Below are 25,705 nucleotides of genomic sequence, written 5' to 3' on the forward strand. Positions count from 1 at the left end.
ACGGCAGGTGAGTAGGTAAAACTGCCGACGACGCTGGCAGTGGCGTCGAGCTGCGTGCCGCTCAGGGCCGTTCCGTATGTGATGGCGGCCGGCGTCGGCCAGTTGATGGTGGGCGTGGCCTGGTTGACGGCGAGCATCACGCTGCCGGTGGCGGTGGCGTAATCGCTGGTGTCGGTCGGCGTGAACGTGACGGTCAGCGGTTGCTGCCCCGCGCAGAGTACCGTGCCGGCGGTAGGTGAGTAGGTAAAACTGCCGGCGACGCTGGCAGTGGCGTCGAACTGCGTGCCGCTCAGGGCCGTGCCGTAAGTGATGGCGGCCGGCGTCGGCCAGTTGATGGTTGGCGTGGCCTGATTGACGGCGAGCATCACGCTGCCGGTCGCCGTGGTGTAATCGCTGGTGTCGGTCGGCGTGAACGTGACGCTCAGCGGTTGCTGCCCCGCGCTGAGTACCGTGCCGACGGCAGGTGAGTAGGTAAAACTGCCGACGACGCTGGCAGTGGCGTCGAGCTGCGTGCCGCTCAGGGCCGTTCCGTAGGTGATGGCGGCCGGCGTCGGCCAGTTCAGGGTCGGTGTGGCCTGGTTGACGGCGAGCATCACGCTGCCGGTGGCCGTGGTGTAATCGGTGCTGTCGGTCGGCGTGAAGGTGACGTCCAGGGGTTGCTGGCCCGCGCCGAGTACCGTGCCGGTGGCCGGTGAGTAGCTAAAACTCCCGGCGACGTTGGCAGTGGCATCGAGTTGCGTACCGGTCAGGGCCGTGCCGTAGGTGATGGCGGCCGGCGTCGGCCAGTTCAGGGTCGGTGTGGCCTGATTGACGGCGAGCATCACGCTGCCGGTGGCCGTGGTGTAGTCGGTGGTATCGGTCGGCGTGAAGGTGACGCTCAGCGGTTGCTGCCCCGCGCCGAGTACCGTGCCGGAGGTAGGCGAGTAGGTAAGAGTGCCGGGGACGCTGGCGGTCGCGTCGAGTTGCGCGCCGCTCAGGGCCGTGCCGTAAGTGATGGCGGCCGGCGTGGCCCAGTTGATGGTGGGCGTGGCCTGGTTGACGACGAGCATCACGCTGCCGCTGGCCGTGGTGTAGTCGGAGGTGTCGGTCGGTGTGAAGGTGACGCTCAACGGTTGCTGCCCCGTGCCGAGTACCGTGCCGACGGTAGGTGAGTAGGTAAAACTGCCGGCGACGCTGGCAGTGGCGCCGAGTTGCGTGCCGCTCAGGGCCGTACCGTAGGTGATGGCGGCCGGCGTCGGCCAGTTGATGGTGGGCGTAGCCTGGTTGACGGCGAGCATCACGCTGCCGGTCGCCGTGGTGTAATCGGTGCTGTCGGTCGGCGTGAAGGTGACGTCCAGCGGTTGCTGGCCCGCGCTGAGTACCGTGCCGGCGGCCGGTGAGTAGGTAAAACTGCCCGCGACGCTGGCAGTGGCGTCGAGCTGCGTGCCGCTCAGGGCCGTGCCGTAAGTGATGGCGGCCGGCGTCGGCCAGTTGATGGTGGGCGTGGCCTGGTTGACGGCCAGCATTACGCTGCCGGTGGCGGTGGTGTAGTCGGTGGTGTCGGTCGGCGTGAAGGTGACGCTCAGCGCCTGTTGGCCCGCGCCGAGTACCGTGCCGGCGGCCGGTGAGTAGCTAAAACTGCCGGGGACGTTGGCAGTGGCGTCGAGCTGCGTGCCGCTCAGGGCCGTCCCGTAGGTGATGGCGGCCGGCGTGGCCCAGTTGATGGTTGGCGTGGCCTGGTTGACGTTGACGGTCACCGATCCTGTGGCGGTGGTGTAGTCGGCAGTGCCGGTCGGTGCGAAGGTGACGCTCTCGGTCTGACCGTTGCCGGCGCCGAGCACCGTGCCCGCCGCGATGGTGTAGGCAAACGCGCCCGGAACGTTGGTCGGCTGTCCGCCGATCACAAAGCTGGCCGTGCCATTGAGCTGGGAGTTATCGAGGGTCGTGCCGTAGGTGATGTTTACGGCCGCGACGGTTAGAGTGGGCGCCGCCGGCGTGATCTGGCCTGGACCGGTGGCCGTGGTTGGAAGCGAGTAGTTGCTCGCCAACGTTCCCGACGCCGCCGTAAAGTCGCCGGAGACCAGATTGACCGTGATGGTATTGGCGACGGGCACGTCGGCGCTGTTATAGCTGCCGGACGCGGCGGTCACCGTGAAGCTGTCGTTTCCCGCCAGGCCGGAGATCTGATAATCGGCCGAGGTCAACGTGGCGGCCGTGGTGCCGTCGTAGGTTTTCGTCGGATCGTTGATGATACTCACGCTCAGCGCGGCGGGAGCGACGGTGCCACTCACGCTCACGTCTTGTTCGGCTGCCCCGCTGCTGGTGTCGGTGATCGTGCCTTGCACGCTGCCGGCGTTGACTAGCGCCGTGACGCGAACGTCGATGACCGTGGCCGGCAGCGTTCCGCTGGTGGGAACCAGGGTCAGCGAGCCCGACCAGTTAACGCCGTCGGTCGACAGCTCGACGCCCGCCGGCGCGGTGACCACAACATTATCGGTAAGTTGTATGCCGTTGACGGTGTAGGTCGAGGCGGTGCCCGGCGTGCCGTAGGTGCTCGTGCCCAGGTTCAAAGAGGTCTGGCTGACGTAGAGCAAGGGCGCGCTGGTGTTGGTGAGGTTGTAGGTCAGGGGTGTCGAAACGCCGCTGGCCGATGCGGTCACGGTGTAGCTGCCGGCGACGCCGTTCGAGGCGCCGGGCATGCTGATCTGGCCCGTGGAATCGAGCACGACCGATGACGCGCTCAAGTCGGCCCCCGCGCCGTTGCCATTGGCGTTGACGGTGAAAGTGACCACGCCGCCCGCGACGGGCTCAGAGTAAAAGAGGGTGTCTGCCTTGGCGGTGACCACGGCCACGAGCGGCGCAAGCGGCTGGTTCAGTCCGACGGTTTGCTGGTCGCCCGACACGTAGGTCAGCGTAAAGCCCTGCGACTCGAACGCGCCGATGTCCGGCGTTCCGACGCGCGGCTTGCCGCGCATATCCGTCGAGGGAATGCCGGTGCCGGACGTGCCGCCGTCGATTGCTGGACTGCCGGGCAGGAGAGGCACGGATTCGATGTTACCGCCGTAGTAGCCGAGGGGGCCGAGCAGCGGATTGGCGACGTCCACCTGGTTGCCGGCGACGCCGTTTTGCAAACCGCCCGCTCCGCCGAAGCCGATCAGGTTGTACGTGCCCGTCACGTCTCCGGCGATGTCGGAAGGGTTGCTGGCCGCGGTGTTGAGGGCCACGATCGTGTTGGTGAGCGAAAGCGTGCCGGCGTCGCTGTCGAGACCGCCGCCGGTTTGCGCGGCGGTGTTGCCGGTGACGGTGACGTTGGTGAGCGACGCGGTGCCGTCGTTGAACAAACCGCCGCCCGCCGTGGCGGAGTTGTCGGCGAGCGTTACGTTGACGAGCGTTGTCGTGGCGCCGGCGGCCGTGTAGACGCCGCCACCCTTGGTGGCCATATTGCCAACGAGTACGTCGTTGTCGAGTGTGAGCGTGCCACCCTCGTTGTCGATGGCGCCCCCGTTGGCGGCCGAACCGCCGGTCAAGATCAAGTTCTTGATGGTGACCGTTCCGCTCGTGATATCGAACACGCTCCCCTGGCCTTGGGCGTCGAGCGTTTCGGCGCCATTGGGGTCCGTCTCGCCCCCGATCGTCATACTGTGATTGACGACGAGCGGGCTATTGAGGTCGAACCAGCCGCCCTGGAAGGGAACGTTAATCGCCGGCGTGCCCGAGAGCGTGCCGGCGTAGGCGATCGCTTCGCGCAGCGTGTTCTGCAGGAAGAACGGATCGGAGTCGGCGGTGGTTGTGACGATCAAGCTTGCCGCGCGGATGGCGAAGACGGCGGGGGTGCTGTCGGCGTTGGTGTAATCTTGCGCGTCGCTGCCGTTCCAGTTGGCAGCCGTCCAGTGCGCGACGGCGGTGTAGGTTCCGGCGGCGCTCGGGGCGCCGGCCAGCGGCGTCTGGTCGCCGAGCTGCGCGGCGGTGGTGAAGCTGCCGCTGTAATACGTATACGTCAGGCTTCGGTCGCCGACCGCATCGGTCAGCGTAACGCCGCCGGCCCCGGACACCGTCATGCCGTTCACGCCGTGTGCGGCGCCGTCGTAAATGCCGCCCGCCCCGGTGATGGTCACCGTGGGCGTCATGGTGGTGAGCGTAAGCGTGGCGGCGCTCGTGGTCGCCTGGCTGGAACCGTTGCTGAACACCGCTTCGAATAGGTCGCCGTTGAGGCTGAAGGGCACGTCGTCGATCGTCAGCGTGGCGCTCATCACTCCCAGGGAGGCGCCGCCGGACGCGATGACCGCCGGCGTCGTGCTCGTGGCGCCGCTGAATTCGCTGTTGTCGCTGATAGCGGTGAAGGTCGTGCCGCCGTCGGTGCTGTACTTCCACTGCACGCTCGGATCGGGCGCGCCGTAAGCGCTGGCGGTAAAGGTCGCCTGCCCCCCTCCGCTCACGGTTTCGTCACTCGGCTGCGCCGTGATGGCCACCGCCTGCTGATTGACCGTGAAGCTCTGCTCGGCGGCAAAGGGCGACGTGTGATATGAATTGTCGATGGCCTCGACGCTCCAGTAATAGGTCAGGCCCGGCGTCAGCCCCTGCAGCGTATAACTGAGCGTGCGCAGCACCGTGCTGTCGGCGTTGACGTAGACGGGCGAGACGACGTCGTCGTCGCCGGGCGTCGTGCCGACGCGGAGCTTATAGACGAGCGCCTTGGCCGGCGTGGTGCCGCTTTGGGCCGGTGGTTGCCAGGAGAACGTGACCGACGTTCCGTTGACCTGCGACTGTAGGCTGGTCGGCACCGTGGGCGGCACATCGGCCGGCACAATGTTGGGGACGCCGAACACGCCCACGTCAGACTGCACGTTGGCAAGCGCGACACCCAGCCTGCCGTTGCCGAGATAGTCGCCGAACGCAGCCGACGACAGGCTCGGTGGCACATAGTAATAATTGAGTGTGCTTCCGCCGATTTCTGGCTGGAAAAAATCGGCGCCCGCCTGGCTGAACGTTCCGTCGCCGTTATTGCTGTACATTGTCGAGAAATCTGAATCGATCGAGACGAGCAGGTCGAGGTTGCCGTTGCCGTACACGTCGGCCCACGATCCGCTGTCGCCGCCGGCCAGTTGCTGGCTGATCGTGAACGTTCCATTACCGTTATTGTGCCAAAGTTGGCCGCTGCTGCGGGTGTTGAGATAGAGGTCGACGTGGCCGTCGTTGTCGTAGTCGCCCCAGGCCACGGAGAACGCGCCTTCGCCCGACGCGCCGGGCAGGGCCTTGCTGGTCACATTGGTGAACGTGCCATCGCCGTTGTTCTGCCACAGCTCGGTGAAGTTTTCCGGGACGAAGCTCTGCCCGTCCAGGTCGGTGCCGCTATAAGGGTTGTTGTCCCAGACCTCGCCGCTGCCGCTGATGAGCAGATCGAGCAAGCCATCGTTGTTGTAGTCGACAAACGAGACGCTGCCCGACATGAGGCCCGGAACGCCGACCGCGCCGGCGAAATCGCTCGCGAGGAGATGCTGGGCCTCGTCGTATTCGACAGTGCGCGTTGCCGACGTTCCGGGCAATAAAGCACCAACCGCCGCCTCGTATTGGGCCAGGTTGCCGTTGGGAGCAAAAAAGCCGCTCGGCAGCAGATCGGCGTTGAAGCCTCCTGACCAAGGATTGTTGGCCGTGGGGGGCAGGAAAGCGCTGGCGGTGACGTCGGTGAAGGTGCCGTTGGCATTCTGTTCCCACAACTGCGTGATCTCCGTCGCTCCGTCCTGTGCTGAGGAATCGGAGCCGGCCATGGCCCCCGCATAACCGACCCCGGTAATGAGCAGATCGAGCCGGCCGTCATTGTTGAAGTCGCCCCAGGCCGCCGAACCGCTCACGAGCTGGGCCAGGGCCTGGCCATTGTCGGGGAAAAGCTGCGCGGTCACGTTCGTAAACGGCTTGCGCGGGCCGTTGTTTCGCCACAGCTCGGTGACCGGGTTGCCGGACGCGTCGGCGCCGCTGATGAGCAGGTCGGGCAGACCGTCGTTGTTGTAGTCTCCCCAGGCGAAGGCCGAGGACGACAACCCCCCGCCGACTCCCTGTCCCCCCGGCAGGCCGCCCGGGAATAGTTGCGCCGTGACGTTGGTGAACGTTCCATCGCCGTTGTTCTGCCAAACCGCGGTCCCGTCGTTGCCGACAAACAGGTCGAGCTTGCCGTCGCCGTTGACATCCAACCATTGCAAAGTGGGGCCGGCTAGAGCACCGCCGCCGATGCCGGTGCTCGTGCGCTGAAGGAATGGCAGGTCCCAGTGATATTGAACTTGAACAAGTCCGGCCGCGCTGACCCCGTTGACCGGGGTCAAAGAGGCCGTTAGAAACTGCCCGCCGGCCAAATGTATCCACTCCTCGATTGAGAACTCATCGGGGGCGCCATAGCTGTAGCTGCCGCCGTAGCTTAGGTCTTGCTGCGGGCGCAACACCAGGTTGTTGTCGGGCACGGTCGGAGTGCCGTCGCTGAGCTCCTCGGGCAGCCAGGTGATGCCCCCGCTGACAAGGAAGTTGAAAGTCAACGACGCCACATGCGCTGTGGCATTGTCGCTGTAACCGGTGGCGGGATCATAATAAAGTGGAAGTCGAAGGGCGGCAAGCACTCCGGCTTCAGTCGTATCCAAGCTATATATAGGGAGCGCTTGGTAGGGAATTATGAATCCGTTATCGTAGGAGGATTCGATCCCGACGCCGTTGTTCGCCCATAACTGAACAGTCGGCCCGCCGGGGCCCTCTCCGGTCAGCAGCAAATCGGCGCGAGCGTTCAGGCCGCGATCGCCTTCGGCGTCGCCCACGGCGAAGGCGGCGGACGAAACGTCGGCGCTGGCACGGCCGAAGGCCACGGCGGTGGCGTTACTGAAAGTGCCGGTGAACGGGTTGTTGAACCACAACTGCGTAATGGGGGCGTTATTGTTCGTGGCGTCTTCTCCGCCGATCACGAAGCTGTCGAACCGCGTGGCGTCGAAGTCGCCCCAGGCCACCGTTGGATCGGCGATTTCGAGATCGCTCAGCCCAGGCGCCGCCGTGTCGGTGATGTCTTGCCAACTGTCCACGGCGCCGTAGCTGCCGGCAGACAACTCCCCTTTGAAGAGACGCGTCTCCCATTGGCCCGCGGCGTTTTGTCCCGAGATCAGCAGCGTGGGCTGGCTGTCGGAGAACGCATAGTAAGTGAAGGCCGCCGACGAATAGCCAAGCTGCGGCAGGGTGGCCGCGGCGGTGGTGTCGAGGTGGAAGGTGCCGTCGGCGTTGTTCCGCCAGACCTGGGTGACGGGCGTGCCGTCGGCCTCGTTGCCGGTGAGCACGAAACCGAAGTAGCCGTTGTCGTCGAGATCGGCCCACGACGCCGAGCCGTGATCGACCTGCGCGATGCCCGCGGGGAAGGCGGCCTGGGTATCGTTGTAAAAGCCGCCCCGCCCGTCGTTCAACCAGAGCTGGGTGACGGGCGCGCCGTCGGTCTGGCCTAAATCGGCGGTCTGGCCGGAGAGCAGAATATCTCGCCGCCCGTCGCTGTTGATCATGCCCCAGGTTACGGAGGAGTAACCGACGCCGGGGACGTCGGGCATGGCGATCTGCGTGACGTCGTCGAAGGCGCCGGGATTGCTCGCGCCTTCGTTGTGCAGCAGGTAGGTGTGCGGCGCGCCCGAGGCGTCGAATCCGGTGATCACCAGGTCGAGATAACCGTCGTTGTCGTAGTCGCCGAAGGCGACGGAGCCGTCATAGAGGCCGACCACCGACGCCGGCAGCGACGGACGTTGTTGAGTTGTGCCGGTTGTTGCTATGGGAGCTTGCTGGAAGATGTCGTTCCCTTGGTTGATCCAAAGCTCGGTAATGGGCGTGCCGTTGGCGTCCTTGCCAGTGACGATTACGTCGAGCTTGCCGTCGTTGTTGACGTCGCCGAAGGCCATGGCGCCGTCGGTGACGGCCGGCAGGCCGGTTTGAGCGCTGGTGTGCAACGTCATGGCATACATGGCGTTCTTCTGCGGATCGGTGCCCTGATAGGCGCCGATGTCGGTAACGCCGTCGAGCCGCGGATTTCCGCGTTGGTCCGTTTTGGGCAGCGAGAACGGCGCTGGCGGTGAAACGTCGCCAGCACCGATGGCGGGGCTTCCGGCGAGAAGCGCCATCGTCTGGGTCGGTCCGCCGTTATCGGCCAATGGTCCAAGACCGATGGCGCTGCTGCTGTCGGTGCCCAAAACAATGGTAGGGACGGGGCCGCTAGTCGTGAATCCGCTTGCGTCGCCCACGACGCCGATCAAGTCGGCGTCGGTCGCGGCATAGGCGCCGGCCACGTCTGGGTCGCTGCCGGTGGCCGCGTTGCCGGCGAGGATGGTATTGGCGACGTTCGCGGTGGCGCCCGACAAATTGTCGATGCCGCCGCCCTGCGTAGCCGGGTTGCCCGACAACGTGCTATAGGTGACCGTCGTTGTGCCGGCGTTGTAGATAGCGCCCCCCAAGCTGCCGGAGTTTCCAGTAAACGTGCTGTCGATCACCGATAGCGAGCCGCCGGTATTGTCAAAGATGCCGCCCGCGTCGCCCGTGGCCGAATTGCCCACAATGGTACTGGCGGTGACGGCGGCCGCGGCGCCGGAATCGTTATCAATGCCGCCGCCGTGCTCGGTGGCGGAATTGTTGGAGACGGTGCTATCGGTCAGTGTCAGCGTAGCGCCGGACTCATTGAATATGCCGCCGCCCGCGGCCGCCGAGTTCCCCGAAATCGTCGTGGTGGTCACGGCCAGGCTGCCATAATTGTCGATTCCGCCGCCGAGGTCGGCCGGGTAGCCGCCTTGGGCGTCGCCTCCAGTGACGGTCAGATCCGACACGGAAATGTCGACCGGATTGTTGTTGGCGTCCGTGGCCTCGATCTGAAACACGCGAGCGCCGCCGCTGGTGGTTTGGTCGATGGTTAGCGAACTGGCGCCGAGGCCTTGAATAGTCAGGTCCTTATTGATCTCAATTTGGCCTTGCGTGAGGTCGATCTGCGTGATGCCGGAATCGAACTGGATGGTGTCGCCCGAGGCGGCGGCGGCGATGACGGAGCGGAGCGTGCCGGCGCCGCCGTCGTCCAGATTGCTGGTCACCATATCGACGGCCAGCAAGCGGCGTTCTTCCAGCGGCTCGATGCGCAACCCTCGACGGACATCCACCCAAGAATCGCGCGCGAGCGCGCTTTTGGCGAACAGTGACGAACGGCGGTGCTGACGCGCCTTACGCTTACGATCCGAACGGTGGAGTGACATGGTGCTGACCTTTCGAAATGGGGTCTGGGACGTCGGCGGCGAGGTGCTCTCTGTCGTATCTTCCGCAGGTCACTCCGGCAATTTCCGGGAGTTTCCAGGGGCGGGCATCATTGGCCGTAGGAATCGGGCGAGAGGCCGAGTAGCTCGATGATCTGCCGCTGCACGGGCGTCAGTTCCGTCACCAGCACTTGCGGCTCGCCGTCGCCAATCTGCAGGACGTGCCGCATGATTTACAGGTACAGTTTCGCGAAGATGTCCATCACCCCTGGAAGCATCCGGCGCGATTTTTTTCAAAGCGGCGGCGCCATCATTGGAACCACGAAGGGAACAAAGAGCACGAAGAACGGGCGGCAATGCCTTTGTGCTCTTCGTGCTCGGGAGCGCAAGTTTTGATGTGGCGCTTATTGACCCCATCCGCCTTGCGTCTCGGCGCGCCGGGAGTGAATAAGATGGTGAGCTAGCTAAGCAGCGGTTCGAAAACCGTCCAGCAAACCGCGTTCGCCCCGTTCTCCCGCTGTCATGCGCCGTGTCAGCCGTTAAAATAAACGCTCGCCGTCAGAACCGACGTTTTCGTTTCATGCCCGCCGACACTCTTAAAATGCTCCGCATCGACACCGCGCGCGACGACTTTCGCGCGGCACTGGCCGGCCTGCGCGAGCGGCTCAGCCCGCGCGGCGACGTGGTCAGCGAGGCCAGCCGGCGGAAAACCGTCGAGGTGTTTGGCCAGCCGCTCTCGCCGTCGCAGGTGGTGGAGCGGATTTGCGCCGACGTGCGTCGCGACGGGCTGGCGGCCGTGCTCCACTATTCCGCCCTCATCGACAACGCCGAGCTGACCGTCGAAACAGTCCGCGTGCCGGAGGCCGAGCTTCGGGCGGCCCACGCGGCTGCCGATGCCGAATTCCTCGCGGCGGTGCGGCGAATTCGGCGGAACGTTCTCGATTTTCAGTGCGCCATCCTGCACCGCGACGTTCGGCTCGAACGCCCGCACGGTGGCTATCTGTGCCAGCGGTACATGCCGCTTCGGCGTGTGGGTATTTGCGTGCCCGGCGGCGCCGCGGCCTATCCTTCGACCGTGCTGATGACGGCGGTGCCGGCTCAAGCGGCGGGCGTGCCGGAGATCGCCATCGTGGCGCCGCCCACGCGGTTTGGCTCTTATAACCGCGAACTGCTGGCTACCTGCCATGAGCTTGGCATCCACGAGGTCTACCGGCTGGGCGGCGCGCAGGCGATCGCGGCCCTGGCGTACGGCGTCGCGGGCCTGCCGCGGGTCGACAAGATCGTGGGGCCGGGCAACCTGTTCGTCGCCCTGGCGAAGAAGCTCGTCTACGGCGAGGTCGACATCGACTCCATCGCGGGGCCGAGCGAGGTCGTGGTGATTGCCGACGAGACGACCCGCGCCGACTATACCGCCGCCGATTTGATCGCCCAGGCCGAGCACGCGCCTGGTGCCAGCATTCTCATCACTTGGAGCAGCGAGGTGCTGGAAGCGACGGCCGCCGAATTGACGCGGCAGCTTGCCGGCCTGGAACGAGGCGGCTTGGCGCGGCAGTGTCTCGACGACTTCGGCGCCCTGATTCTCTGCCGCGATGCCGATGAAGCCTGCGCCTTGGCCGACGAGATTGCTCCCGAACACCTTCATCTGGCCACGGATCGGGCCGAAGATTTGCTGCCGAGAATCGCTCATGCCGGGGCGGCCTTCCTGGGCAACTACAGCCCGGTGGCCGTGGGCGACTACGTGGCGGGGCCGTCGCACGTGTTGCCCACGGGCGGCACCGCGCGCTGGGCCAGCGGACTGTCGGCCAACGACTTCCTCCGCCGGACGAGCGTGATTCACTCGACGGCCGCCGGGCTGGCCGCCTTGGCTCCCGACGTGCGGACCTTGGCCAACGCCGAAGGTCTGACAGCGCATGCGGCCAGCGTCGAAATCAGAGTACAGACGGAGGGTTCAGGGTTCAGGGTTCAGGCAGAGGGTTCAGGGTTCAGGGTTCAGGGTTCAGGATAAGGAGTCCTCGATGGCAATGGCTGGTTGTCCATAAACGTGGCCCAAACCCGAACAAGGCTCCGCCCGGATCTGAATCCCGTCTCCCGAACCCCGAACCCCGAACCCTCTCTCATGTCTTACTTCCGTCCCGCCATCGACGCCATGACCGGCTATGTGCCGGGCGAACAGCCGCAAGCCGGCAAGTTCATCAAGCTCAACACCAACGAGAATCCCTATCCCGCCTCGCCGGCCGTGAAACGCGCCGTCGAGGCCGTGCTGGAGCGCGGACTCCATCGCTATCCCGACCCCCTGGCCACCGCCTTTCGGCGTCGGGCAGCCGAACTGTTCGATGTCGGCCCCGATTGGATCTTGTGCGGCAACGGCAGCGACGAGATTCTGACCATCGTCACGCGGGCCTTCGTCGGCGAGGGACAGCTTCTGCGCCTGCCGTATCCCAGTTATGTACTTTATAAGTCGCTGGCGCAGATTCAGGGTGCCCGTAGCGAGGAAATCGTGTTTGCCGCCGATTGGTCGCTGACCGACGACTTCGCGGCCCCGGCCGACGACTTGCGGCTGGCCTTCTTGCCCAACCCGAACAGCCCGTCGGGCACGCTGGTGCCGCCGCAACGCGTGCTGGAAATCGCAGAACGGCTCCCTTGCCCGCTCTTGGTCGACGAGGCCTACGTCGATTTCGCCGACACGAATTGCCTGTCGCTGGTGAAACAGAGCGACAAGATCCTGGTGTCGCGATCGTTGAGCAAATCGTACGCTTTGGCCGGGCTGCGGTTCGGCTTTCTGGTGGCGCAGCCGCGGATCATCGAGGGGCTGATCAAGGTGAAAGATTCGTACAACTGCGACGCCTTGAGCATTGCCGCGGCGACGGCGGCCATCGACGATCAGTCCTGGCTGGCCGGCAACCGGGCCAAGGTGCTGGCCACGCGCGAGCGCTTGACCGCCGACATGCGCGAGCTGGGCTTTGAGCCGGTGGCCTCGCAGGCCAACTTTGTCTGGTGTCCGCATCCGGCGGTCGCCGTGAAACCGCTGTACGAGCAGCTCAAAGCCAACCGCGTGCTGGTGCGTTACATGGATTACGCCGGCTGGGGAGACGGCTTGCGGATCAGCGTGGGCAGCGACGACCAGATCGACGCCTGCCTGAGCCTGTTGCGGGCAATCGCGATCTAAAGCGCTTGTGTTCACAAGTGGCCAACTATCCGAACTTCGAGCATCTGGAAACGGACGCGGAAAAGAACAAGAAACAGTAGCACGATCTAGCAAGGAAATGAGTCAGGGGGAAGGTCAGCGCGGCGCGTCTCCGTAAAATCGCCTGCCAAATTGGCAGTCACCGTCGAAAATTTCTCGCGCGCAAGCGTTGGCGTGGTCGTTCGCTCGTGCCAGCCACACGCCATAGCCAAGGCGTACGGCGTCGTGTGCCCAACGCCTTTCGGCATCAACGAACGAACGACTCGCCCACCAGCCGACGAGTCCGTCGTGACGCGGCGGAAACGATGCCGCCGCCGCATCGTGGTCGAATCTCTCGATGTTTCAATCCGCCGCCGCGCCATGACGCGGCGGAAACAGAGCTATCTGGACGACCAGCGTACTATTCTTACGTTTCAATCCGCCGCCGCGCCGTGACGCGGCGGAAACGCCCGGTTCAAATTCCCGCTGTCCGCATGCCCGGAGTTTCAATCCGCCGCCGCGCCGTGACGCGGCGGAAACTCTGCCCCACTAACTCTCGACGTCGCAACGGCGGACGCGCGCGTTTCCGCGAACCACCCACCCGACCGCCATTACGACGCCATCCAAATACCATCCATACATGATAAACGCTTTGTCGCCAACAGGTTGTGCTGCCCGCGAACATCCCGGCGTTCCCGCACGCGCTGCCGGTTCGCGGAAGCCCCTAAACCACCAGCGGGCCGTCGTAGTCGATGCGCCGGTCCTTGCCATGACTCTCCACCACCTCGTGAAAGTTGCCGACCAGGCGATACAATCGCAAACTGTCTTCCGCCGGGTCGATCTCGTCCAGCAACCGGCTGCGCAACCGCACGAACTCGGTGTCGCCGACGCTGCACTCGAAGACCGAGTATTGTACCCGCTGCCCGAAGTCGAGACAGACGCGGGCCACTCGCCGCAGCCGACGGCGGCCCTCCGGGGTGGTCGTTTGCACGTCGTAAGTCACCAACACGTTCATTTCGTTTCAACCCGCCACTGCGTCATGAGGCGACGGAAATGTCCTTTCCACTATTTCAGTACCAACGCGGGATAATCGTCCAGGTCGCCACGCAGCGTGCGGGCCAACAGCCGGGCCTGCAAGTGCGGCAGCAGACCCACGGGCACCACCTCACCCAACAACGGATGCATCACCTCTTCGCGCTTCCGTTCCTGATAGGCCACCAACAGGGCCCGGCGGGTCTTGTCGTCCATCTGGACGCCGCCGGCCGCGTCGGTCGAAAAGCCGCCCGCTTGCACCTGCCGCCGATTGACGAGCGTCAGCACCAACCGGTCGGCCACCAGCGTGCGAAACTCTTCCATCAGGTCCAAGGCCAACGACGGGCGGCCCGGCCGGTCGACGTGCAGATAGCCGACCGCCGGGTCGAGGCCGACGCACTCCAACGCCGAATGACAGTCGTGCCGCACCAAGGCGTACACAAACGACAGCAGAGCGTTGATCGGATCGCGCGGCGGCCGGCGGCTGCGACTGGTGAGCGCAAACGTCTCGCGCTCGTGCCGCACCATTCGCGAGAAGGCCCCGAAGTAGGTCCGCGCCGTCTCCCCCTCGATACCGCGCGCCGCGTCAAGATCGGCCACGGCCGGCAGACCCGCCAGCACGGCGGCCAGGTGCGCCGCCGCGGTCCGCAATGCCGCCGCGTCGTCTTCGCCGGCGTCGTCACGCGCTGCCCGGAGGAGCGTATTCCGCGCGTTCTGGATCTTGGCGGCGATCATCGGCCGCGCCAGTCGCAGCCGGGCAAGTGGATCGTCGGCCAACCGATACTGCCGCCGACGCAACAGCACGTTGCCGTGAATCGGCGGCTCGACCCGCGCCAGAAACCGGCCCTGTTCCGACAAGAACGAGAACCCCAGCCGATGCTCGCCGCACGTCGCCAGCACGGCCGGACTGACCATGACGCGACCAAAGCAGACGACGCCTTCCAGGTGGTGCAGCGGCACCGTGAGCCGCACCTTGCCGTCGATCTTGACCCGCAGCGTCTGATGGTCGCGGGTCAGGTAAGCCCCTTGCGTGGTGATGAAGAGGGTGTTGGCGTGGGCTCGCATGGTGAGAGGGTTCAGGGTTCAGGGTTCGGGGGTTCTGGATGAGGGATCGCGGATGAGGTGACATTCTCAGGTGAAGGGATTGACGATGGTCACACCGTCGTAATCGGCGCCGTGCTGCATGTCTTCGCTGTAGAGGCGCGTGACGCCGGCCTCGTGACAGGCGGCGATCAGCAGGCTGTCCCAGTGAGATAGGGAGTAGCGTTCGTACAGATTGAAACCGCGCTCAAAAATGCGAACGGTGGGCAACTGCACTGAGAACAATTGCAGCACTTCTTGAAACCTGGTTTTGACTTCTTCGGCGGTTAGTCTTCCTCGTCCTTCCGCCTTACGCAAGAAGGCAAGAAACTCGACGGCCACCTGCCACAACAGGACAGATTCAGGTGGCTTTGCGACTAAGTCGAACAATAGCTGTCGCGCCTTGGCCTGTTTACCTGGGTCCGCTGGATCGAAGGCATAGGCGAAAATATTGGTGTCAATCGCGTTCATACAATTCGTCTCGCGAGAACTTGCCGGCGAGACCGACGAGTGGTTTTTCATCGATTAGCCGCTGCAGCCGCTCCCACGCCGCCAGACTCCGATTAGGCGACTCGACGGGCTCGATCGTCAGCTTCACCCGTGTTTGATCGGGGAATGGAAGGACGACGTCCGGTTTCAAGACTCCGCCTTCAATGGTAGCCGTTAGCTCTGTTTTCACGAATACTGGTCCTTTCTGGAATGCATTTCTCGTATTGTACTCCGTCCCGGGGGCATATTCGATTCCCACCACGCACTACCCGCTACGCACTATCCATTCGCCACTGACCATTCAACGCTCATCCCTCATCTTTCGTTCCGATCGCAAACAGCCCGCGCTGGTATCGGGCCGCGCGCACTCGCTCGCCGAGCATTTCGGGCATGCACAACTCGTGGAGCGAGCAGCCGCGGCAGCGGGGCTTGTGTACGGGCGGGGGCGTTTCGCCGGAAGCAAACAGCTCGTGCAGCCGCCGCGCGGCGGCTTCGGTGCGGGCACGCAGGCGCTCGTCGAACAGGATCTCGCGTCGCCGTCGCGACTTGACGTGAAAAACCGCGCCGGCCGGCACGCTCACGCCCAGCATCTCTTCCAGGCACAGCGCCTGGGCGCAGAGCTGCACGTCGTCGTTATCCCAGCGCCGCCGCTTGCCGCGCTTGTATTCGACCGGGTACGGTACTCCCTCTCCCTCCGGGAGAGGGCTGGGGTGAGGGGGGCGTGAATCGGCCGCCGCGCGAAACTCGACGAGATCGGCGATGCCGACCAGCCGCAGTCGTTCGCTGCGGACCCACAGTCCGCGGATGACGCGCCCGCGGCCGCCGAGTTCTTCCTCCGACGGGCCGGCATGCACTTTCTTGTGGGCGGTCGTTCCTTCCAGCGTGAAGCGGTTTTCGACCCAAACCTGTTCCACGCGGTGCATCGCGCACCGCCGCTCGCAGAACAGCAGGTCGTTCAGGGCCAGGATCGGCTGATAGTCGTCTTGGTCCACGGCCGCACCTATGTTGGTTGCGTCGCCGCGACGCCGTCGGCAGACTGTGCATCACCTTTTTTTGGGATCTCCCACACGATGGCTTTCGCTGTCACGAGTGGTTTCACCGCGCCGTTTTCTTGAACTTGGCGCAGGGTTCCGCTCGGTGCCTTGCCCCAATAGTCCTTGAGTGATTGCGGAAACTCGCGATCTTCGCTTGCCGGCGTTCGCTCGACTTGAACCGTCCGGTTTTCCAGCGCGATCGCCCAGCTTGGCGCCTTGTCGCTTCAATGGGTCCACGGTCGGATAACCGTGGTTATGGCGCCGCTTGGGTCAGGCTGATCGTAGCAAATGAAATGAGTAAGGGCCAAGGTCGGCGCGGTGCGTTTCCGTAAAGTCGCCTGCCAAATTGGCAGTCGCCGTCGAAAATTTTTCGCGCGCAAGCGTAGGCGTGGGGCGTGTAGTGCTCAACGCCTTTCGGCATCAACGAACGAACGACGAGTCGGTATTGATCGCATTTTGGTACAAGATCGCGTGCTCAACGCCTTTCGGCATCAACGAACGAACGACTTCGCCCCAGCCCTCCGGCGCGTCGGCCGAAAGATGTTGTGCTCAACGCCTTTCGGCATCAACGAACGAACGACGGCAGCCATCGCAAAGCGATGGTGCCCAACATGTTAACCAATGCGTTTTCATGCACCCGGCCCACAGCCGACTTCGCTGTGTACCCAATGCGCACCATTGCATCGTATTGGCGAGGCCTCGCTACCGCGTTTCTCCTTACCATAACACAACTTGCCAATTGTTTTGACATAGGCTCATGCACCAGTCGGACCCGCGCATCTCCGAAACGAGCTGCCGTACATTCACTTTGCGACGAAAACACCAGTTCTTCGTTCAACCACCGGCACATGCGTGATTCTCCTTTTCCGTCTACGCGAGCCGAAAACTGGGCGGCGGCTCCGCCCAACTCGCCTGATCGCCCGTCGAATGCTCCGGCACCTTCGCCGCACAGCCATCGCACAAAGGAATGATCAGCAGGTCATCTTCCTCGCCCATGATTTTGTTCAACTCCCAGTGCAGCTTCTCCAGCGTCTCGCGGTCGAGCCGGCAGCGGAAAACGCTGTATTGAACGCGGCCCCCATAGCCCTCCAGCTTTTTCGCCACGCGGCGCAGCCGCTTCGGGTCGCGAACGTCGTAACTCACCAGGTGCCAGTGTTTTTGGGCCATGCACGTGACTCTTTTGGTCGACCGTTTGTCTTCGTCTCCGCCACGGAGTGTCGCTGCTACTTAGCGGACCCGCATCCGAGCAAACAGCCCCGGACATCCGCTCCACTCTTTTTCCAACAGCCGCAGCTCCAACTCGATCATCCGCGCGTATGTCAGCGCTTGCCCGGTGTGGGGATGCTTGTGAGATTCTTCAAGTCGCTCCTCGAAGAGCTTGATCGCGGTCTTTCGCCCCTCGTCCGAGAGCCAGACCTGGCCGGGCGAAATCGCGAAGTCGCGGTCCACGCTCCATTGCAGCCGGTTGACGCTGCCGATCAGCGGTATCTCCCAGAGGATCGTGCGGAACAGTTCCATCACGTCGAGCACCAGCGGCGGCGCCGCGGTCCGCGGCCGATGATAGAAGCTCAGCGCCGGCTCCAGCCCCACCGCCACGGCCGAGCGATGCACCGCCGTTTGCAGCATGGCATAGCCAAAACTCAGCAGCGCGTTGAAGCGGTCGCGCGGCGGATGCTTCGATCTGCCCGCCGGCCGCATTTCCGCCGGAACCTGCGGCGACAGCAGCGAGGGAAGGGCCGCAAAGTAGGCTTTGGCCGCCATCCCCAGCAGCGATTCTTCAGAGCCGGCCGTGTTGACCTTGCGCAGCGACTCGCGAATGCGCTCCAAATGCGGCAGGCAGGCGCCGCGCACCGGCCCGTCGCCCCGCGATGCTCGCAGCAGGTAGCGAAGCTGCGTTTCGACCTTGGCGTGGACCAGCCGCCGGGCAAGACGCAGCCGCGTGGCGCCGTCGGTCAGGCCGGCATATTGGCGAATGCGCTGCTGCACTCGGCCGGGCTGCCCGGTGGTGCCGGCGGCGAACTTCCCGCCCATCGTCATCCACTGCACGGCCACGCCGCGGCTGGCGCAGAGATGGATCGCCTGCGTGGTCACCTGCCCGAAACCGTGAATCACCAAGGCGTCGATCTCCTCGATCGGCACGCGCTGCGTCACCTTTTCACGGGCTTCGTTCTCGCTGGTCACGACGAGCGTTTCGCCGCTACGGCCGACGCGGGCCTTGGGTGACACCACGTGCAGCGTCTGCCGCTCGCGGTTCGACGGGAACAGCGTCGGAACATGCCTCGCTCCCTCTCCCTCCGGGAGAGGGCCGGGGTGAGGGCGGTTCGCGTCTGGTTCGGCCTCCTCATCGCCGAGGTGCTCGTGAGCCGCCAGCCTTTCCTCTTCGGGCAGACAGACCGGCGCCAACGAGCAGCGGACGCAGAGGTTTTCATTTTCGGCGACCGGCGGCCGGGCAACCGTCTGACGCAGCTCGCGGGCACGCTCAATCGCGCGGCGCAGATCGTCCTTGGCCGCGTCGTCGATTTCGATGAAGGCGGTCACATTGTCGGCATGGTAGCGGACCCGCGCCTGCGTCACCGTTTCGCCGAGCGCTTCTTCCAAGAGCACGGCGTAGGCGACGGCCTGAATGCGATCGCTGGGCCAGGCCAGCACTTCCTTGGCCGGTCCGCGATGGCAGCGGCCGCGTTTATGTTCGTAGGCCACCCAGCGGCCATCACGTCGGCGGACGGCATCGACCTTGCCCACCAGGCCCCACGTTTCGCTCGCGACCTCCAAGCTGCGGTGTTCCGGCGCTTCGTCGTCGAGCGGCACGACGTCATCGTGCAGCCGCCGGCCGGCGTAGACCAGGGCGGTTGGATTTTGGATACCCTCGACCTCGGTGAAATAGAAAAGTCGCTCGCAATAGAGCAGATCGTGCAGCGAAATGACGCGTAGCGGCGCCTCAAGATCGACCGACATTAGTTCTTTCCACGACGGCTGGGCTTCCGTGCGGGTGTGGCCGGAGTTTCCATCGCTGGCGGCGTAATAGTCGTCCATGCTAATTGCGGCGGCTCACCAATGCAAGCTTCTGACTGCGGGGCATACAATGCCGAAGCCGTGCGTGACAAGTCGGCGCGATCGATCAGCGTGGTAAGCCGAGTCGTGCGGCCGCGCGGGCCAGAACCCGGATCCGCGATGACACGCTCGTACCATCGCACTGGGCCAGGTTCGGGCAGCGTTTCAATGCGGTCAATGAGGAAGGCATTATCACCGATGAATGGAACGCCATAGCGTCGTTCAGAAAAATCACCGGCGATCCCGCGAACCACGCGGTGCGTCAGATCGTCGTCGGCGCGTAAGGCGATCACCGCGCGAAACCCAGAAAGATACTCGCGACGGACGGGCGCGATGTTGTATTTATTCCCCTTTGTAGATTCAGCCCTCGCAGCGCCAGACGTGCCGACCGGATAGTTGTGCAACTGCTGAAAGACGGTCTGCACGCGCGGAAAGAGGACGTCCACGGCGATAGGCACTTTCGTGCGACCTCGCAACATGTATTCAGGCACGCCAACCGCGATTTCCATCGCCGGCAACCCTGGTCGCGTGAGACTTGCTGGCACTTTGCCGCCGTGGCCCGGCTCGTCCTCGCGCAAACGCGAGTCGATTCCCGCCAAGTTCAAAACGAGGCCATAGGCGGCCGATGGCGTAATAAAGGTCGCTGTCGGCCGGTACCAGCCCGCGGTGAACGTGCGGAAGACCGCGAATGGCGCCTCGACGTACAGGACAAGCATCACGCTCCTCCCAAGAATCGGTCGGCTACCGTTGCCAGCAAGCGGCGCGGATCGCGGTCGACGGTTACTCCCCGTTCAGTTAAGCGCTCGATGTGCCCCTTTACTGCAGCGCCGTCTTCTTCTGCTTGATTTTCTGGCCGCTGCTTTTTCGCTTGCTCTTTTTTCATCTGTTCGTCAACGGTCTCCATGTCCTTAATGACCTTTCCGCCGATGAAGAATTCGTTGCCAGGATAATCGGGCGGATCGCGGAGGATGCCATCAATCACCTCGGGAAACTCTCCCTTCGAATTGAATCCGTAAGTCTGATAGCCGGCGACGAGTTGTTTCGTGAGCCGCACGACGATGCTGGCGGGGGCCATCTCGAAGTAGCTTCGCGCGTGATTCCCGGCAACGCCGTTCAGTTCGCCGATTGCTTGAAGGAGGTTGCGAGTCCAGTCCGACTTCGATTTGCAGTCCAGGAGATTGAGCGCGAAAGGATACTGGAACGCCGAGACCACGGTCTCACGGTGGAGCAATGCAGACGTCGCCGCGTTTTTGTAAGCGCTTCCTTCTGCTGCGAGCGGTGATTGCGTGAACACGGCGTTATGCCGGTAGGGCTCGAGCGCCTTGGCGAGATTCATGCGGAGGACCGAATCCCGTTTGAACGTGAAATCCTCAGCGGCTTTCTTGCCTCGGCTTTCTTCGATCTCCTTTAGGTATTTCTTGCGGTCGGCACTGCCTGCCGCAACAAGGTAGCCAAAGAAAAAATCGTCGGCGTACTTGCCGGGGTCGGGTAGGTCAGCGAATTTGACCGCGAGTTGCTCCTCGTCGTGCAAGCGTTGGCGATTGCACGGTAGCCCATACTTGGCAAGCGTTTCGCGAAGCGCATTCCGCATGCTCTCCGGCGAAAAGATAGGGTAGTCAAAGCGGCCATCGGTCACCTTTTGGATGACAGTCCGGTTAAGTTCCGATTCCCCGCGGTAATTGGCCGAAGGGGCCGGGTATGTTAGTACGGTGGCGAATAAATTCATTGCTTAGCCTCACGAGGTTGCAGGGGAGTCCAAGAATTGGCGGAGAGCGCCATGAGAGTTAGAGTTTTGACTTTGTCGGTACCGTTGAACAGCGCCGCCGCGATTCGCTCGAACAGCTTACCGCCCATGTAGTGCCCAACGCGGAAGAATGTGCCGCTGAAGTGCTCGACGAACGCTTGGTCGTGCCTGGAACGAAACTCCAAAAACAGCCGCTCGGCGAGTTTCTGACGCGCGTCTACCGCATCGGCGAGGTTCTTCGCTTCCACAGGGTTTGCAGGAGACCGTCGCTCCTTGCGAAATTTGTGGAAGTCAAAGCCGATGTCTCTCTTCAAACGCTCATCAAGATAGCGGCGGGTAAACCGGTTTATTGCCGAAGCGAGTACATCATCATCGCTTGGCGGATCAGTCACGTCGTTTTCAGTCGGCATAGCTTGGATCACCTCCAGGATCTTTTTCCGGGCGTCTACCCAGAACCACGAAAATGTTGGGGAACTTTTGGTCGGGATGAAAAAAGGGTGCGGCCATTCGTCGAAAACATCAGCGAAAGGGTCAAACCATGGCCGATCATCGAGCAAAGCGGCCAGCAAGGCGCGACGAAAGAACGGATTCGCAAAACGAGGCTTTCCATCCGGCCGCCCGGCAATCTCGCAGTAGTCTTCGGCGAGGTGTGGGCGTGGCTCGACTCTACCCGTCGCAAGGAACTTAACGTTGTTGCCTTCCTTCGCGACGTGGAAGTAATCAACAGCGCTTATAGCCGGTCCAACTTCGCTTTCCACGATGTGCGGCGGAATTAGGCGTGCAAGATGCTCGATGAATGACAATCCGCCCTCAGCGGGAAGGTCAACGATGCTCTCTGTCGGCCTCATTCCCGCGAGCTTTGTGCTCAGGCCCGCGAGTAATCGCGGGTAGTCGCGAAGAAACTCTCGCAAGTCGGCGACTTCTGGCAACGCAACCGCAAAATGGGGCGATCGGTCTTTTTTTCCACGCCTGCCAAGGTAGGTGCCGCCATCGCGATCGACAAATCGCGGAACGAATATAAGGATACTTAGAGGCCAAAAGTGAAGGAGGAGATTCTGCTCGATCTGGCCAATGAGGGGGATCGCCTCCGCGTTTCGCTCCATTGCGCCGAGCAGCAGTGCCCCTGAAAGCTTGCCGACCGCGTGGGTTCCTCGTGCATTGGCGGCTGCATACTTCAGCAAGTCGTCCCACGAGCTCCCGTCACCCCTTCCGGACTCGGCCGCTTCAGCTTCATCGTCGGTGTCGCCATCGGCGACTGCAATGACGTCGGCCAGTGCATGTTTTGCGGCAGCGCGCTTGATAAACGGCGCCTTCTTCTTGCTGTCACGAATAACCTGCCAGATCAAGTCGCGCCAGAGCCTTACCCAATCCGCGCTGGGAAGGTAATGGCGAAGAGTAGCGAGCGATGGCGTGAGCTCAAGATAGACGTACCCCTCTACGGTCGTCTGATTCCCTTTTTTATCCGTCTTGATGAACGCCGCGCGTCGTAGCGGAGGAACCAGCCGCTTTTGAGCGCCTTTCCCTTTCGTAAACGGCTTTTCACGCGGCGGTCCTTCGATGAGTTCGGCGTCGTAAATGTCATCAAACAATGCAGCAGTCGTTTCACGCGTGAACTCGACATGCACGATGGTTCGAGGGCATTGGTCGTCCCAACGATAGCTGGGCGATGGCTTCCCTCGATTCCGAAGAGACTCAATCTCCAAGAGTAACCCAGCGAGACCGGCCTTGTGCTGCGCCGTCGGCAAGCTCATCAAATCGTAGGTGACGGTTACGGCAGTTGGTTTTGCTGCGGTCTTGGTCGACTTTGCCATCAGCACTGCCCCCATTGATCGAGCGTCGAACCGTAGAAGCCGATGGCCGGATGGTAGTGCCCAGCCTCGGCGATCCCTAAGTACGGCGGCAACTGCTTGTGTTCAGGATGCATTTCGTTATCGCGGCAACGGGCCAGCCGTATCGGAACTGGCAAGATGAAGCCCGGTTTGTCCTTCGCCCTTGCGGAAAGGTAATCATGCACGTCGTCCGGCAGCACACACTGGCGGTTGTGCTCCTCAGAATCGCGGAAATCTTCGTCGCCAGCAACGGCGAACGGGCCGCTTTCGAGAAACATGCTCAGTTTGTCGCCACCCCAAGGTGGACTTGGCACCTTACTAAGGGCCTCCTCGAGTGCCGCTTGCGACAACTCCGTGTCGGCGACCAGGGCAAGGAATTCTTCCAAGCCGGTCAGGTCTTCGCGGGAGTACGGGTTTTGGTCCGCCGGCTTGTAGACGATCACTTCACCGGATTTGGACAGCGGTCGTGCGTCCCGTTCCCGGTTCGCGCGGCCCATTCTCTGGATCAACGATGTGACTGGACACTCCTCCGTGATGAGCAGGTCGACGTCCAAATCGAGGCTCATTTCGCAAACCTGCGTCGTAATGCCGATGCCGGCCCCTCCCGTCGCCTTCAAGTTGTCCACGACGTTGTTGTGCCGCTTCACGCGGTCCGAAAGCTTAAAGCGGCTGTGGTAGCAGTAGACCGGTGTCCCGTCTGCCATCGTCAGGTGCGTATTCTTCGACGCCGGGTCGAAGTTGGCGGCAAAACGCTCGACAATCTCGTGACAGCGAGCCACAGTGTTCACGACCCAAAGAACGCGACGGCCGCTGCGGAGCGCTTCGCGGGCGCGTTCTTCGGCTGCGTTGCGTGACGCGGCGCGCGTCAACCGGTAGCGCGGCATCCCCGCGATCGTTTCCAGCTCGCCACGCTTTTCGGCGAACACCGTCAGCCCGCAACCTCCTGCCTCTTGGCTCTTTTCCAATTGGTCGCGGCGATCGGGCGGCAGCGTCGCGGTCATGCACAAGACTGGGACGTTGAAGTTGTTCAAGAACGCCTTGAGCGCGGAAAACATCTTCTGGTCAAAGCTATGCACTTCGTCGATGACGATGATCGAATCCGCAAGCACCGGGAGCATGCACACCGGCCCGTAGCCGTATTGGAGGAAGGCCAGAAATTGGTCGACGGTCGCCGAGAACGCCCGCTTTTCCCAAAAGCCAAGAGCATACAACCGGCGGTCGGCCTCATAGCTCAGCCCGTGGCGCGAATCCTGCTCGTTGTCGAACATGTCCCTGAGGTCGAATTCCGCCGTGCCGTGCATCAACGCAGCATCGGCTTCGGGCGCCCAGGAAACGTAATCCTTGAACCCTTCCTTGGCCGTCGCTCGCGTCGGGTAGAGAAACAGGACGTGGCCCGCAGGATTCTTTGCGGCCTGTGCGGCAATCCAGCGCCACGCGGCTAGCGTCTTGCCGCTACCGCAGGGAGCCAAGAGCAGCGCGCGGTCCGGCAAATCGTCGCACGCGACTTGGAAATCGTTCCACTCAAACTTGCCCTTGCCGTGCTTCCTGAATTGAGCGTTCAGGTCGTCAACGCGCCGATTGATGATCTCGGTCCGAACGCGCTCTCCGTCCCATAGTATGCCTGCATCGAACTGTTGGCGAATCCACCCCGGTATTGTCTTGTCGACCCGCGCTAGCCCTGAACCGGCGGCATCCGCGGCGATCAGCCCGCCGCGGACCGCCAAGAGCATTCGCTTGCGTGTCAGGTTCGCATCAAGCTCATTGCGGAAGGGGTTGAAAACCTCCTTTATCACGTGCTTCCGCATCTCCCGGATGTTTGCCGGCGGCTTCTCGAACGACCAAGCCTCTGGAATCTCGCGTAAATTGACCTGCCCCAATCCGAGTAAGTCACCCGTCGCGCCGGCCAACTCCTCAAACTGGTCCGTGCGGTGTAGCAAGCCAATCCTCGCCCTATCGTTCATGCGCCGCGCAAACCCAAACTCCCTGTGCGGATCGTACGCCGCTTTAAGATGGTGCGTCATCACGGCCGAGAGAACGAGTGGCCGGTCGAGCGCCACATTGCCCGCCAGCCATTCCCAGACGACGGGTCGTGACATGAGGAGGGCGCTCAGGTGCTCGTGCCGAATTCCTTGGGAGCCGCGCTTGCCTCGCACGTCGTCTTGAAAACCGTCGTTGGCTTTCCCCCAGTCGTGCAACGCGCACGAAGCGAGAAGATTGATGTAGAATGTCGGCCACGCTTCGTCGGGCAGTTTGAAGAACCGAAGCCAACAGTGGCCCAGCCTCGTTGGTCCATCTGCACTGCCGAACAGCGCCACCGCCGCGTCGATTACGTCGCGCGTGTGTCGCACCAAGGACTTCTCAACACCGTTGCGCGGCGATTTCGCCAAAAGTTTGTCAGCCATCGTTCGCTTCCTGAGCGCGAGGGTTGAACCGCACGAAAATGCCACAGCCCATGTGACGGCGACCGCCGAGGCCGCTCTCCTGAAGCGAGATCGACTCGTGTGCGGTCAACTCAGAGGCGAGCACTTCGTAGCCTACGACCTCCTTGTCCTTAACGCGCAACGTGCGACGTTTACCCACGGTGAGCTGGGCCTCGGGCGAGACATTCAGAGCATCGAGTTGACGCCGAGCCGCAGCGAGGAATTCGGTCTCATCGGGCGGGTGAGGCGCCGCTCGATCACCGGAAACCTTGATCGTAACAAGGCGACTGCGAAGCGCCGTGGCAGCGCTAAGCGCATAAACCTGCGGCACGCCGACGCGCACCGGCTGCCGACCGATGTTGAGCTGTTTGCCGGCCAGCGGCAGAAGATCGGCGATTCGCTCGGGCGCGACCCGTATCGTCAGCCGACTGAAGTCGCAGATCTGCATTCGCCGATCGCCGATCAACCGCCCGCGAATCGGATGAACACCGATGCCGTTTGGTTCATGCATTGACGACAGCAACCGCGAAACCGCGGCGTAGAGGTGATAGCCGTGATCGGCGGGAATGTCGCAAGTGCCGGTGAGAATAAAGGAAAGGTCGATCATCGATGGAACCTCTTGCTAACCGGGGCGCGAAAGGGTAGATTGTG

General features: G+C 63.1%; 15 protein-coding genes and 2 CRISPR repeat arrays. Of the genes, 2 read left to right on the top strand and 13 right to left on the bottom strand.

The features are described from left to right. The coding region (locus tag VNH11_33225; GenBank protein HVA51251.1) for an FG-GAP-like repeat-containing protein at window positions 1-9,122 on the bottom strand (9,122 nt) is incomplete at its 3' end. Window positions 9,123-9,813: 691 nt separating this feature from the next. On the opposite strand from VNH11_33225, the gene hisD reads away from it, so the two are divergent. Beyond that, the gene (hisD, locus tag VNH11_33230) at window positions 9,814-11,217 is read left to right on the top strand and encodes a histidinol dehydrogenase (protein ID HVA51252.1); all 1,404 of its coding nucleotides are present in this window, start codon (window positions 9,814-9,816) and stop codon (window positions 11,215-11,217) included. A 111-nt stretch (window positions 11,218-11,328) separates the two neighbouring features. Further along, complete coding sequence (hisC, locus tag VNH11_33235) at window positions 11,329-12,378, top strand: histidinol-phosphate transaminase (protein ID HVA51253.1); 1,050 nt, start codon at window positions 11,329-11,331, stop codon at window positions 12,376-12,378. Window positions 12,379-12,663: 285 nt separating this feature from the next. Continuing rightward, window positions 12,664-12,915: a CRISPR direct-repeat array (repeat unit 37 nt; unit sequence GTTTCAATCCGCCGCCGCGCCGTGACGCGGCGGAAAC). A gap of 184 nt (window positions 12,916-13,099) precedes the next feature. On the opposite strand, the gene cas2 (VNH11_33240) is transcribed toward hisC, so the two are convergent. The 12 genes from cas2 (VNH11_33240) to cas6 all read right to left on the bottom strand — a co-directional run bounded on the left by cas2 (VNH11_33240) (window position 13,100) and on the right by cas6 (window position 25,661). Further along, window positions 13,100-13,390 carry a CRISPR-associated endonuclease Cas2 gene (gene cas2, locus VNH11_33240; GenBank protein ID HVA51254.1) on the bottom strand — a complete coding sequence of 97 codons (291 nt, stop codon included), beginning with the start codon at window positions 13,388-13,390 and terminating at the stop codon, window positions 13,100-13,102. A 50-nt stretch (window positions 13,391-13,440) separates the two neighbouring features. Continuing rightward, on the bottom strand, window positions 13,441-14,472 hold the full coding sequence (gene cas1c / locus VNH11_33245; protein HVA51255.1) for a type I-C CRISPR-associated endonuclease Cas1c: 1,032 nt from the start codon (window positions 14,470-14,472) through the stop codon (window positions 13,441-13,443). 66 nt (window positions 14,473-14,538) lie between these two features. Next, window positions 14,539-14,958: a PIN domain-containing protein gene (locus VNH11_33250; GenBank protein ID HVA51256.1), complete on the bottom strand. Its 420-nt coding sequence runs from the start codon at window positions 14,956-14,958 to the stop codon at window positions 14,539-14,541. Next, complete coding sequence (locus VNH11_33255) at window positions 14,945-15,166, bottom strand: hypothetical protein (GenBank protein ID HVA51257.1); 222 nt, start codon at window positions 15,164-15,166, stop codon at window positions 14,945-14,947. Before VNH11_33255 ends, VNH11_33250 begins: the two co-directional genes overlap by 14 nt. A gap of 118 nt (window positions 15,167-15,284) precedes the next feature. Continuing rightward, window positions 15,285-15,968, bottom strand: coding sequence for a CRISPR-associated protein Cas4 (gene cas4 / locus VNH11_33260; GenBank protein HVA51258.1), 684 nt, complete (start codon window positions 15,966-15,968; stop codon window positions 15,285-15,287). Window positions 15,969-16,406: 438 nt separating this feature from the next. Then, window positions 16,407-16,591: direct repeats of the CRISPR family, unit length 36 nt; unit sequence GTGCTCAACGCCTTTCGGCATCAACGAACGAACGAC. Between the two features lie 289 nt (window positions 16,592-16,880). After that, complete coding sequence (cas2, locus tag VNH11_33265) at window positions 16,881-17,177, bottom strand: CRISPR-associated endonuclease Cas2 (GenBank protein HVA51259.1); 297 nt, start codon at window positions 17,175-17,177, stop codon at window positions 16,881-16,883. Window positions 17,178-17,237: 60 nt separating this feature from the next. Further along, a complete protein-coding gene (gene cas1 / locus VNH11_33270; protein HVA51260.1) occupies window positions 17,238-19,043 on the bottom strand; it encodes a type I-MYXAN CRISPR-associated endonuclease Cas1 in 1,806 nt (601 codons plus the stop codon). Next, complete coding sequence (cas5, locus tag VNH11_33275; protein ID HVA51261.1) at window positions 18,965-19,777, bottom strand: type I-MYXAN CRISPR-associated protein Cas5/Cmx5/DevS; 813 nt, start codon at window positions 19,775-19,777, stop codon at window positions 18,965-18,967. The genes cas1 and cas5 overlap by 79 nt, the downstream gene beginning before the upstream one ends. Beyond that, window positions 19,777-20,787: a hypothetical protein gene (locus VNH11_33280; protein HVA51262.1), complete on the bottom strand. Its 1,011-nt coding sequence runs from the start codon at window positions 20,785-20,787 to the stop codon at window positions 19,777-19,779. The genes cas5 and VNH11_33280 overlap by 1 nt, the downstream gene beginning before the upstream one ends. After that, the gene (gene cmx8, locus VNH11_33285; GenBank protein ID HVA51263.1) at window positions 20,784-22,616 is read right to left on the bottom strand and encodes a type I-MYXAN CRISPR-associated protein Cmx8; all 1,833 of its coding nucleotides are present in this window, start codon (window positions 22,614-22,616) and stop codon (window positions 20,784-20,786) included. The genes VNH11_33280 and cmx8 overlap by 4 nt, the downstream gene beginning before the upstream one ends. Further along, complete coding sequence (cas3, locus tag VNH11_33290; protein HVA51264.1) at window positions 22,616-25,036, bottom strand: CRISPR-associated helicase Cas3'; 2,421 nt, start codon at window positions 25,034-25,036, stop codon at window positions 22,616-22,618. Before cas3 ends, cmx8 begins: the two co-directional genes overlap by 1 nt. Continuing rightward, window positions 25,029-25,661 carry a type I-MYXAN CRISPR-associated protein Cas6/Cmx6 gene (gene cas6, locus VNH11_33295; GenBank protein ID HVA51265.1) on the bottom strand — a complete coding sequence of 211 codons (633 nt, stop codon included), beginning with the start codon at window positions 25,659-25,661 and terminating at the stop codon, window positions 25,029-25,031. The genes cas3 and cas6 overlap by 8 nt, the downstream gene beginning before the upstream one ends. Window positions 25,662-25,705 lie beyond the last annotated feature (44 nt).

This window comes from Pirellulales bacterium (assembly GCA_035533075.1).
Classification (GTDB): domain Bacteria; phylum Planctomycetota; class Planctomycetia; order Pirellulales; family JAICIG01; genus DASSFG01.

Bases quoted from the DNA above. Each gene is read 5' to 3' on its own strand.
- hisD (HVA51252.1), top strand. From the start codon at position 9,814: ATGCTCCGCATCGACACCGCGCGCGACGACTTTCGCGCGGCACTGGCC.
- hisC (HVA51253.1), top strand. From the start codon at position 11,329: ATGTCTTACTTCCGTCCCGCCATCGACGCCATGACCGGCTATGTGCCG.
- cas2 (HVA51254.1), bottom strand. From the start codon at position 13,390: ATGAACGTGTTGGTGACTTACGACGTGCAAACGACCACCCCGGAGGGC.
- cas1c (HVA51255.1), bottom strand. From the start codon at position 14,472: ATGCGAGCCCACGCCAACACCCTCTTCATCACCACGCAAGGGGCTTAC.
- VNH11_33250 (HVA51256.1), bottom strand. From the start codon at position 14,958: ATGAACGCGATTGACACCAATATTTTCGCCTATGCCTTCGATCCAGCG.
- cas2 (HVA51259.1), bottom strand. From the start codon at position 17,177: ATGGCCCAAAAACACTGGCACCTGGTGAGTTACGACGTTCGCGACCCG.
- cas1 (HVA51260.1), bottom strand. From the start codon at position 19,043: ATGGACGACTATTACGCCGCCAGCGATGGAAACTCCGGCCACACCCGC.
- cas5 (HVA51261.1), bottom strand. From the start codon at position 19,777: ATGCTTGTCCTGTACGTCGAGGCGCCATTCGCGGTCTTCCGCACGTTC.
- VNH11_33280 (HVA51262.1), bottom strand. From the start codon at position 20,787: ATGAATTTATTCGCCACCGTACTAACATACCCGGCCCCTTCGGCCAAT.
- cmx8 (HVA51263.1), bottom strand. From the start codon at position 22,616: ATGGCAAAGTCGACCAAGACCGCAGCAAAACCAACTGCCGTAACCGTC.
- cas3 (HVA51264.1), bottom strand. From the start codon at position 25,036: ATGGCTGACAAACTTTTGGCGAAATCGCCGCGCAACGGTGTTGAGAAG.
- cas6 (HVA51265.1), bottom strand. From the start codon at position 25,661: ATGATCGACCTTTCCTTTATTCTCACCGGCACTTGCGACATTCCCGCC.